Genomic DNA, 12,830 nt, shown 5'->3' on the forward strand with positions numbered 1-12,830 from the left:
ATGTAAATGTGTAATCTTAAATGAAAATGCGTATGGGTAAAACAAATGAAAGCGGATAATAAATTAATAGATTCCGAGTGACTATTTATTTTTTATTTTTAAATTATTTGTATAATGAAAAACATAAGACAAAAGTTTATTGAGATGTTTTCTTATGATAGGAAGAAACACTATCTCGCACAAATCGCAGTTTTTCTTTTATTCATTATCTCTAGTGGTGCATCTTTGATGGCTCAGGGATTTGTAGTAAATGGGAAAGTGCTTGATGCAAATGATGAGCCGTTGATTGGTGCGGCTATTGTATTGAAAAGTCAAAGTACTACAGGAACTGTAGCAGATTTCGACGGTAACTTTACTTTAGAGGTGCCTGACAAAAATGCTGTGTTGACTGTTTCTTATTTAGGTATGACTCCTCAGGATGTAAAGGTTGACGGACGTAGTATGATTGTTGTTGTATTACGTGAGGATTCTGAAATGCTTGAAGAAGTTGTTGTAGTAGGTTATGGACAACAGAAAAAGGCTTCAGTTGTAGGTGCTATTACTCAGACTAAAGGTGAAGTTTTAGAGAGAGCCGGTGGTGTTACAGACATTGGTGCTGCATTAACTGGTAATCTTCCTGGCGTTATAACAACACAGAGTTCTGGTATGCCAGGTGAGGAAGAACCAGAAATTGTAATTCGTGGAGCGAGTTCGTGGAATAATAGTTCACCTTTAATTCTTGTCGATGGTATCGAACGTCCAATGAGCTCTGTTGACATCAGTTCTGTACAATCTATTTCAGTATTAAAGGACGCATCTGCAACAGCAGTATATGGTGTCAAAGGTGCGAACGGTGTAATTCTTATTACTACTAAACGTGGTCAAGAAGGAAAAGCTCAAATAGACGTCTCTGCACAAGCGACAATGAAAGTCCCTTCAAAATTGCCAAGTAAACTTGACTCATACGATGCTTTGACAGCTCGTAATTTTGTTGTAGAACATGAATTGGCTCTTGATCCTAATTCATGGGACTATATTACTCCTCAAGCTATTATAAATAAATATAGATATCCTGCTAGTTTGGCTGAAGCAGAACGTTATCCTAATGTTGATTGGCAAGATGCACTGTTTGAGGATTATGCAATGTCATATAATGCCAATCTCAATGTTAGTGGTGGTACAAAATCTGTAAAATATTTTGTTTCTGCAGATTTCGTTAACGAAGGAGACCTTTTCAAAAATTATGAAAATGGAAGAGGTTATAGAGGTGGTTATGGCTACAATAGAATTAATGTGAGAAGTAATCTTGATTTCCAATTGACCAAAACTACTTTATTTAAAGTTAATCTTTCAGGTTCCAATGGTGTCAGAGAGACTCCATGGGGTATGGGTGACTCATCAGACTGGTCAACAGCACAGATTTGGGCTGGAGCTTACGGTATTGCTCCTGATGTATTTTTGCCAGTATATTCCGATGGAACATGGGGATATTATCCCAATGTATCTAATATCTCGAACTCAGCAGCAATATTGTCATTAGCAGGTACTGAAAAAACTACCACGACACGTATTAATACAGACTTTACATTGGAACAGGACTTGAGCTTTATAACAAAAGGATTAAGTCTTAGAGGAATGATTTCATGGGATAATGTTTTTGTTGAAGCTGAGCGTGGTATTAATGATGAGAATCATGATGCACAGTATAAGTGGATTGATCCTGCAGATGGTACCGTTTATTATAAAAAAGGTTATGATGATAACAACAAATTTGATTTCCAGCAATCTATATTATGGCAGACAGCAGCTGGTACTGTTGATAACACTGCAACGCAGCGTAATCTAAATTATCAGATTCAGTTAAATTGGGCTCGTGATTTTGGAAAGCATAGCGTAACAGCTATGGGTTTGTTTAGCCGTCAGGAAACAGCTTTGGGTAGTGTGATACCAAGTTACCGTGAAGACTGGGCATTCCGTACTACATATAATTATGCTAATAAATATTTTGTAGAATACAACGGTGCTTATAACGGTTCAGAAAAATTTGCTCCTGAATATCGTTTCGCATTCTTTAATTCTGGTGCATTGGGTTGGATGTTATCAGAAGAAAAATTCATGAGTTTTTCTAAGAAATGGCTTGATATGTTGAAGATTCGTGCTTCATATGGTGAGATTGGAGATGATAATGTTGCTGATCGTTGGTTATACATGAGTCAGTGGGCTTTAGGTGGTAATACCGATATGGACCTTAATCATAATCCTAGTACATATCAGTGGTACCGTGAAACTGCAATGGGTAATCCAGATATCCATTGGGAAACAGTAAAGAAGTTCAATCTTGGTATTGATTACTCATTCTTAGGTGGATTGTTTGCCGGTACTGTAGAAGTGTTCCGTGACAGACGTACAGATATTCTTATTAATGGTAGTGAACGTGCTGTACTTCCTACTCTTGGTATAAGTGCACCTACTGCCAATCTCGGTGAAGTTCATACAAAAGGTTATGAATTGGAGTTGAGAGTTAATAAGGTATTCGAAAACCAAATGCGTCTTTGGGGTAATTTCAGTATGACACATGCCAAGAATGAAGTTATCGAACGTGATGATCCGGAATTGATGCCTGCATATCTGAAGGATGAAGGTTTCAGTATAAGGCAGACTCATTCTCATATTGATAATGGTTATTTGAATAATTACGACCAGATTTATGGTGCGCCAGCTCATAGCACTAATGAGGGGCAGATGTTGCCAGGTGATTATTATATTGTCGACTTCAATGCTGATGGTATTATTGATGATGAAGATAGTGCACCATATGGATATTCTGCTACACCACAGAATACTTATAATGCTACTATAGGTTTCGAATGGAAAGGTTTTAGTGCATTTGTACAGTTCTATGGAGTAAATAATGTGACACGTGATGTAACTTTGACAAGTTTTGGTAATAAAACAAATATAGTTTATGAGCAGGGAACATGGTGGTCAAAAGAAAATCAGAATGCAGATATTACAATGCCACGTTTCTCTACTACTCCTAGTTATAATACAGGAACTCAGTATTTGTATGATGGTTCTTATATCCGTTTGAAGAATGCTGAAATTGCATATACCTTTGATGGTGGCTGGGTTAAGAAACTTGGTATCCGTAATTTGAGAGTATTTTTGAATGGAAATAACCTCTGGCTTTGGACACGTATGCCTGATGACCGTGAATCAAATTTTGCAGGTGCAGGTAATCAGGGATCTTATCCTACTATGAAGCGTTTTAACTTAGGTCTTAAATTTACATTATAATGAATATGAAGAAAAAATATATAAACATACTTAGTGTTTGTCTGATGGCAATGTCATGTATGTTCTCATCATGTACAGACTATTTGGACAAAGATCCGGACTCAACAGTGGATATGGATGACGCTTTCAAGAATTTCTATAATTTTCAGGGTTATGTAGAAGAAATCTATAATTGCATCCCTAGTAAGGAGGAATGTTATTGGACTACATCATTTAACTGGGGTGATGATGAGATTATGAATACAGAAGCGGATTGGCATATGTGTCACCAGGTAGACTTAGGTAACTTCTGGGCTTGGCAGGCTGAAAAAACAGGTCAGGACGGAACTTATCTTGATGGTGATGAATGTGATCCTTCTTCACAGGATAAATTCAAACATAGAATATGGCCTCATGCTTGGTATTGTATTCGTAAATGTAATCTTGGACTTGAAAACTTCTCTAAAATGGTTGACGCCACAACAGAAGAAAGACAGCTTATTCAAGGACAACTTTATTTTTTCAGAGCATGGTGGCATTTTGAGTTAATGCAATACCTTGGTGGTCTTCCATATGTTGACAAAACTTTGGATGGAACAGAAGATTTATCAAGACTTTCTTTCCAGGAATGTGCTGATAGAGCAGCAGAAGATTTCCGTATGGCTGCAGACTTGTTGCCTATCGACTGGGATGATACAAATGTTGGTAAAGAAACTTTAGGTAAGAACCAGCTACGTATCAATAAAATCATGGCGTTGGGCTATTTAGGTAAATGCTATTTATGGGCTGGAAGTCCATTAATGAAGAATGGAGCTCAAGTAGGTGGTGCTATGACTTATGATTATGATGAAGAATATTGTAAGAAAGCAGCTGATGCTCTAGGAGAACTTCTAAAATTAGTAGAAGATGGTGAAACCCAGTACGGATTGGCACAGTTCAAATATGATGATATTTATAATCATACAAAATCTAGTGATGCTACATCTTGCTTTACTGAAATTTTTTATACTACAGGTCAGAATTGGTTGATGCCAGGTTCTATTGAAGCTATTTTCCGTGGACCATCAGTTGATACCAACTCAAGTAACTGGAATGCTTCAAAAACATGGGGACCTAAGGTAAACGGTATAGTAGAACATGATAATATAATTCATCAGCCGACAGCAAATTATGTAAACTTTTATGGTATGGCAAACGGATTACCACTAACAGATTCTCAAAGTTCATTTAGCAAGACACAGCCATTCAAGGACAGAGATGCCCGTTTTTATCATGATATAATTTTTGATGGCTTCAAATATATCAATGGAACTATAACAGGAGAAGGTGACGAGGCATTTAGATACAGTCAACTATATACTGGTGGAAATGTTAGAAGTGCCCTTAATGGTAGCCGTACTGGATACTTTACACAAAAACTATGTCCACACACATGTAATAAATATGATGGAACATATAATTGGAACAGTAACTTACAAATGTATCTTCCATATATGCGACTTGCAGATGTTTATTTAATGTATGCAGAGGCTTGCGCAGCTGTAGGTGGTTCACAATATTCCTCTACTACTTATTCATCATTGAAAGCTGTTGATGCTATCAACAGACTTCGTGACAGAGCTGGAGTTGGTCACGTTGGAGGTCAGAATTACAATTTTGTTTCTGAAACTTTTGAAGAAGCATTAATTGATCCTACATATGTAAATGATAAAAACAAGTTCATGGATGAGGTTCGTCGTGAACGCGCAGTGGAACTTGCTTTCGAAGGCTTCCGTTTCTGTGATTTGCAACGTTGGTTATTACTCACTGAATATCCATATAATGTAAAAACATCGCAGGAGTTCACCAGAGTATATGATGATGAATGGTATACTACTAATGATCCTAAGGATGCTGAAGTTCAGGGTTGGAAAGAAGAAGAAATACTTACCAGAAACTTTGATACTAAGCACTACTGGTTCCCAATGAAACTTGAAGATACATATATAACTATAGAATTTAATCAAAATCCAGGTTGGTAATGATATTATATCATAGTTATTTATATAGGAATAAAATTTAAAAGTATTACAAAATGAAACATATATATATAAAGTTCATTTCTTCTACAGTATTACTTGCATCAATGGCATGTCCATTGGTTGCTCAAGAAACTATCAGAAATGAGGCACCAAAAACTGAATCTGCCGATTCATTAGTCCAGGTAGCTTTTAGAAAAATATCTCAAGATGAATTGTTAGGTGGAGTTTCAGTAATTGACTTTAAAGAGTTACAAAAGAAAAACTACAATACATACACACTTGATAATCTTCAAGGATATGTAGGTGGATGGAATGGAAACTCATTATGGGGTATGGACGGTGACAATGCTGGTTACTTGGTTCTTGTTGATGGGATACCACGTAGTATGGATAATGTATTACCTTCTGAAATTGATCAGATAACTTTCCTTAAAGGAGCATCTGCAGTTGTTCTCTATGGTAGCCGTGCAGCTAAGGGTGTGATATATATTACAACTAAACGTGGTCAGATTTCTGATAAACTTCAGATTGATGTACGTGCCAATACAGGTTTCTATGTACCGAAAAGTTATCCAAAATATTTAGGATCTGCTGAATATATGACTCTTTATAATGAAGCTCTTGCAAACGATGGTTTGGCTCCTCTTTACTCAGATTCTGAAATATATAACTCAGCAATGGGAATAAATCCATACCGTTATCCTAATTTGGATTATTATTCTGGAGATTATCTTAAGAAGGCTTACAATAGAAGTGATGTTACAGCCGAATTCTCTGGAGGTAACCAAAGAGCCAGATACTATGCCAATATAGGTTATTACCGTCAAGGTGATTTATTCAAGTTTGGCCAAGTAGAAGATAATTATACAAGTCGTTTGAATATTCGTGGTAATGTAGATTTAACTATAAACGACTTTATATCAGCATATGCTAATGCCAATGCAACGTTCTATGACGCACGTACAGGAGTAACTACAGATGAAGATGAAGCTGATTATTGGGAAGAAGCTGCAAAAATGCGTCCAAATAGGTTTTCTCCATTGATTCCTGTAAGCTATATAGATCCTAATTACGCAACTGGCAACGATTATATGGCTGCTAATAACAATATTTTCAATGGTTGTTTCCTCGGAGGTACTCAAGTTGACCAACGTAATATTTTTGCTGATTATTATGCTGGAGGTTACAATAAATATACAAGCCGTCAATTCCAGTTTGATACAGGCATTGATTTTGATTTAGCTAGTATTACCAAAGGTTTATCTTTCCACTTCCAGTTTGCAGTTGATTATAATACTTCATATAATACATCTTATAATAATGACTATGCTGTATATGCTCCTACATGGTCTAATTATAATTCATATGATATAATAACTACATTGAACAAATACGGAAACGATACGAAAGATGGAGTTCAGAATATAAGTGGAAGTACTGACAACCAGACAATAGCATTGTCTGCACATTTTGATTACAATCGTACATTTAACAAGTTTCACAATGTATCTGCTATGTTGATTGCAAACGGTTTTCAGCAGACAAACTCTGGAGTTTATCATAAGACAAGCAATGCTAATTTAGGTTTGCAGTTAGGTTATAACTATGCAAATAAATATTTTGCTGATTTTAGTGGTGCAGCAGTTCACTCTGCAAAATTGGCGGAAGGACATAGAAATGCATTCTCTCCTTCATTGACATTGGCATGGAATATTGCTAATGAAGATTTTCTGAAAAATTCATCTATAGTTGATGATTTACAGATAGGTTTGTCTGGTAGTATATTAAATCAGGATATTGATATAGCAAATTATTATATGTATATGCAAGCTCTTGATCGTGCAACTGGTGAGCCTTGGGGATGGTACGATGGTGCCTCAGAACTTTCAGCCAATTCAATGAGAGGAGCAAATGAAGATTTGACTTTTATAAAGCGTAAAGAAGTGGCTTTAAACCTTAGAACTTCACTTTGGAATAAGCTTATTACAGCAGATGTAAACTTCTTTATAAACTCTACTGAGGGGTTGTTGGTTCAATCATCCACTTTATATCCAACATATTTTACTTGCTATTATCCAGAGTCTTCGTTTGTTCCGTACATTAATTATAATAATAACAGACGTACAGGTATTGATTTTTCTGTTAATTTCAATAAAAAAGTTGGTGAAGCAGAGTTTTCATTAGGATTAAACGGTACATATTATGATACTGAAGCTACACGTGTAGATGAAACTCATGCTGATGCTTATCAATATCATGCAGGCAAGCCTATAGATGGAGTATGGGGACTTGAATGTGAAGGATTCTTTGCTACCGATGAAGAAGCTGCTGCGGCTAACCAGAGTTTTGGTGGTACGTTGAAAGCCGGTGACCTTAAATATAAGGATCAGAATAATGATGGTGTTATTGATAGTAAAGATCAGATTTATCTTGGGAAAGGTGGATGGTATGGCTCTCCTCTTACATTAGGACTTAATTTTACCGCAAAATGGAAAGGTTTCACATTCTTTGCTCTTGCTACAGGAGGATTTGGTGCTATCGGAATGAAGAGCAACTCATATTGGTGGGTTTATGGTGATGGTAAGTATTCAGAAGTTGTACGTAACCGTTGGACTCCTGAAACAGCAGAAACTGCAACTTATCCTCGTCTGACAACACTCGCTGGATATAATAACTTCAGCCAGAACTCTACTTTCTGGATGTACAAGACAGACCGCATTGATATTGCTAAATTACAGCTAACTTATGATCTTCCTAAGAATTTATTAAACAAAACATTCATAAGTGACGCATCAGTCTATATAAGCGGTTCAAACCTATTTACAATATCAAAAGAGCGTGAATATCTTGAAATGAATGTAGGAACAGCCCCACAAACACGTTTCTACAATTTAGGTGTTAAGTTAACTTTCTAAAAATGAATATCAAATGATTAAAGTCATGAAAAATATATTTAAAATTTTGGCATTTCTACCTCTGTTAGCATCTTGTGATGACCTTTTCGATCCTGCATTGGAGAATAACCGTGAGATAGATGCCATGTATAATGAGCCTTCATTTGCGCAGGGAGTTCTGGCGAATGCATATATATTATTACCTTATACGTCGCCATATAATACTCCTGTCACTAATGAAGTTGCCACAGACAATGCTGTTACAAACGATAACACAAGTACATGGTTGGCTATGGCTACAGGATCATGGACTTCAAGTAACGACCCAGCATCTCAATGGCAGAATCGTTATCATGCTATACAATATATTAATCTGTTTCTTGAAAGATGTGACGATGTTGTTTGGTCTACAGATGAAATTGTTTGCCAACTGTTCAAGGATAGGTTTAAGGGTGAAGCTTATGGATTGAGAGCTCTTAATATGTATCATTTGCTGCGTGCTCATGCAGGATGGGCTGATGATGGCGTATTGTACGGTGTGCCAATCAAAAGAAATTCAGAAGATAATAATACAAATTTCAATGTGCCTCGTGATAAGTTTGAAGATTGTATAAACTTTATATTTGAGGATTGTGAAAATGCCCTCAAACTTCTGCCTACAGATTATAAGGCACATTCTGAAGCTGATGTACCTCAGGCTTATAAGGATATGGGAGTAGATGCTTCTGTGTATGATAGAGTAAATGGAGCCCATATGGGAGGACGTTTATCTGGTAGAATAGTTGAAGCGATACGTGCTCAGGCGGCTTTATTGGCTGCAAGTCCGGCTTTTGCTGAAGGTTCAGGTGTAACGATGGAAACAGCAGCAAATTATGCTGCAGTTGTTTTGGACAGAAAAAACGGCGTGAGTGGTATTGATGCTGATGGTTACAAATGGTATGCTAATGGAACAGAAATAGGAAGTCTGGCTGCAGGTTCTAATCCTGATGAAATATTGTGGAGAAGTGATATAGTTGAAAATCTTACGAAAGAATTAGAAAATTATCCACCTTCACTTTATGGTACAGGACGTGTTAATCCGACTCAGAATCTTGTAGATGCTTTCCCTATGGCAAATGGTTACCCTATCAATGCCGATGGTTCAGGTTATGATGAGAATGATCCTTATAGTAATCGTGACCCTCGTTTGAAAGAATATATTATATGCAATGGTGATACATATAAGGATACTGAAATTATAACAGCTACTTATGGATCTAACAATGATGCTTTGAATAAGGAATCTGGCCATTCTACACGTACAGGATATTATATGAAAAAAATGCTTAGATCTGATTGTAACCCAAATCCTTCTTATAATACAAAACAGAAAGTTTACAGTGCATATATAAGATATACAGAATTGTATCTGGACTATGCTGAGGCTGCAAATGAAGCTTGGGGACCAAAAGAAAAAGGCAATAATGCATATAGTGCATACGATATAATAAAAGCTATACGCGAAAGAGCAGGTATTACAGATACAGGCTATTTGGATGAATGTGCGGCAGATAAAGACAAGATGCGTGAATTGATACGCAATGAACGTCGTATAGAACTTTGTTTTGAAAACCATCGTTTCTATGATTTACGCAGATGGAAAGTTGATTTGTCTTTGCTTACTGAACAAGCCAAAGGTGTAGCAATATCTCAAGGTACGGGAGGTGTATTACAGTATAATTATATCGATGTTGAAAACAGAAGTTATAAAGATTACATGTATTATGGACCAATTCCATATAATGAGACTTTGAAGTATGATCAACTTAAACAGAACAAAGGTTGGTAATATGTGATTGCATGATAAAATTTTTGAAATAAAAAGGTTATGAAAACGTTAAGAAACTATTTTATATTGGTAGCCGGAGCTTGTTTGTCTGTTCTTTCTTCATGTCAAAATCAGGATGTTGAATATGACGATTATTATTATTCTGCTGTATATTTTGCACGTCAGACTCCGGTTCGTACATTGGTTATGGGAGAAGACACTTATGACACATCATTGGATAATGAACATAAATGTCAGATTTATGCAACAATTAGCGGTGTTTATAATAATTCAAAGAAAGTAGAAATAGGTGTTGAAATAGATAATAGTCTTTGCGATAACTTGTTTTTTGATGCTGAATACACAAAACCAGTTAAGGCTATGCCTGCTGATTATTATGAATTATCTTCAGATAAGATTGTATTGAATAAAGAAATGATGGGAGCTGTAGATGTACAGTTTACAGATAAATTTTTTGAAGATCCTGAAGCTTTAAACAATACTTATGTTATTCCTTTGAAGATGACAGATGTTGTTAATGCAGATTCTATTTTGTGTGGAAAAGCATCCAGTGATAATCCTTCATTGACAAATACTTCAGCTTGGGAAGTAGCTCCTATGAATTATGTACTTTATTGTGTGAAATATATCAATGAATGGGAAGGTAATTATCTTCGTAGAGGTAAGGATGTAATTACAACAGGTTCTACTACTACAGAGAATGTTAGACACAAAGAATATGTGGAATATGACGAAGTATGTAGTGTTGCCACAAAAAACCTTACAACAGCTACTATGCCTGTCAGTTTGAATGGCTTGGGCGATTATGAATTGGTATTGTCATTCAATGAAAACAAGGAGTGTACAGTAACAACCGAAACTAGTGGATATTCTATTAGCAACGGTAGCGGTAAATTTGTTAAGGATGGTGACAAAAACAGTTGGGGTAATAAAGACCGTGATGTTATCTATTTGGATTATACGATAAAGAATGAATCTACAGGAGCATCTTGTCATACCCTTGATACGTTGGTTATTCGTGATAGAGGAGTATCTTACGAAACATTTACAGCAAATTATAAAGAACAGTAAAATCAAGTATTATGAAAATATATAATAAATTATTTATTGGTGCAAGTTTATGTTTTGCAGTATCTTCTTGTGCTGACCAGGGATTATTACCATTCCCTGGTGAGCTGCAAGTACCTGATGAATTATTACAAAACAAGAATCTTCAGGAATACGATGTATTGAAAAACTATGTGAATAGAAGCGAAAATCGTGATTTTAAATTAGGATGTGCTGTAGACGAATCCGATTTTATAGCTAAAGGAACTACTTATGGTGTCGCAGTAACAAATTTTGAGGATGTTACGCCTGGTAATGCCATGAAATACAGTTCTGTAGTGGATGATAATGGTAATATGGATTTTAGTACTGTATTATCATTTATTGAAACAGCACAAGAGGCAGGATTGTCAATATATGGACATACTTTGTGCTGGCATTCACAACAAAATGTTAATTATTTGAATGGTTTGATTAGTGGAAAAAAGTCTTTGTCTGTTAATTCTTTGTCTTCAAGAGCTGGTGATTCTAATAAATACTGTCTGAAATTGACAGGAAGTGAAGGGCAACAGACTCAGGGTTATTATACATTCTCTAATCCATTGCCTGCGGGAACATATACATTAAAATGTAAATTGAAATCGTCTGTAGATATTAGTGGTGGTAATTTGGTGTTTCAACCATCATCATGGACAGGTGATCAGACTGCTGTATGGGGAGCTTTGACTTCTACTACTGAATGGACTGATTTCTCAATAGATATTACAATAGCTGAAGCGAGTGCAAACGTTTATACACGATTCTTCTTCCAGTTTAATGCAAATCCAGAAGATTATTTGTTGGTAGATGATATATCTTTAACTCTTTCAGGTGATGATACAAATTATATTGCTAATCCAGATTTTGAAACAGGTAATATAGATGGATGGAGTAGTTATAACAATAATCATCTTGTTTATGAATTAACTTCTGAAGATGGAGGTAATGATGGAGGCGGTGAAATTGTGTATACAGAACTTCTTGAAAACGGTGATTTTGAAAATGGTGAACTTAGCGCTTGTTATTTAGTACAAAGTGGTGGAACAACATATAGCTTTGTTGACGAAGGCGGTGATCATGGAAAAGTTCTTGCAGTGACAAATCCTACGGTTCAGGCAAATGATTATGGATCCCAGTTTGTTTTTTCTATGCCATATACAGCTAAGCCGGGTGATGTATATGTATTCTCTGTAGATGTAAAATCACTGGTTGATGCTAAAATAACAACACAGGCGCAGTCTGCACCAGGTGCTTATTTGCATTGGAATATGTTTGGAGATATAAATACAACTACTGGCTGGAAAACATTCAGTAAAGAAATTACTGTAGGATCAGGTGCAGAAGGATGGGAAGGTCTTGGAGCTGTAGCTTTAAATCTTGGTTTGACTGCTACAACATATTATTTTGATAATATTTCTTTTAAAAAGAAAGAAATAAAGACAGAAGAATTAACTCCAGAAGAAAAGCATGACATCGTATATGCTGCTCTTGATACATGGATTAAAAACATGATGGAAATTTGTGCTGGCAATGTTAAAGTATGGGAAGTCGTAAACGAACCTATGTCAGATGGCAATCCATATGAATTAAAACATTACGAAACTGAAAATGCAGATTCTAGAGATAATTGTTTCTACTGGCAAGATTATCTTGGTGACGATTATGCACGTGATGCTGTAGCATTGGCACGCAAGTATTTTGAAGAGTTTGGTGGTAATCCTAGTGATTTGAAACTGTTTGTAAATG

Annotated in this window: 6 protein-coding genes; all 6 read left to right on the forward strand. The window is 36.0% G+C overall.

What is annotated here, in order from left to right; translation table 11 throughout:
- Positions 1–114: 114 nt before the first annotated feature.
- Entirely contained in the window at positions 115–3,276 is a 3,162-nt protein-coding gene (locus tag I6E24_RS12760) for a SusC/RagA family TonB-linked outer membrane protein (RefSeq protein WP_394800404.1), read from the forward strand.
- A gap of 5 nt (positions 3,277–3,281) precedes the next feature.
- Complete coding sequence (locus I6E24_RS12765; protein WP_235328922.1) at positions 3,282–5,276, forward strand: RagB/SusD family nutrient uptake outer membrane protein; 1,995 nt, start codon at positions 3,282–3,284, stop codon at positions 5,274–5,276.
- 53 nt (positions 5,277–5,329) lie between these two features.
- Complete coding sequence (locus tag I6E24_RS12770; protein WP_235328918.1) at positions 5,330–8,191, forward strand: SusC/RagA family TonB-linked outer membrane protein; 2,862 nt, start codon at positions 5,330–5,332, stop codon at positions 8,189–8,191.
- 25 nt (positions 8,192–8,216) lie between these two features.
- A complete protein-coding gene (locus I6E24_RS12775; RefSeq protein WP_235328919.1) occupies positions 8,217–9,998 on the forward strand; it encodes a RagB/SusD family nutrient uptake outer membrane protein in 1,782 nt (593 codons plus the stop codon).
- Between the two features lie 39 nt (positions 9,999–10,037).
- On the forward strand, positions 10,038–11,069 hold the full coding sequence (locus I6E24_RS12780; RefSeq protein ID WP_235328920.1) for a DUF5627 domain-containing protein: 1,032 nt from the start codon (positions 10,038–10,040) through the stop codon (positions 11,067–11,069).
- A gap of 11 nt (positions 11,070–11,080) precedes the next feature.
- On the forward strand, positions 11,081–12,830 hold a 1,750-nt coding region (locus I6E24_RS12785), incomplete at its 3' end, for an endo-1,4-beta-xylanase (RefSeq protein ID WP_235328921.1).

Origin of the sequence: Bacteroides caecigallinarum (assembly GCF_021530995.1) — a bacterium.
GTDB classification, from domain to species: domain Bacteria; phylum Bacteroidota; class Bacteroidia; order Bacteroidales; family Bacteroidaceae; genus Phocaeicola; species Phocaeicola faecigallinarum.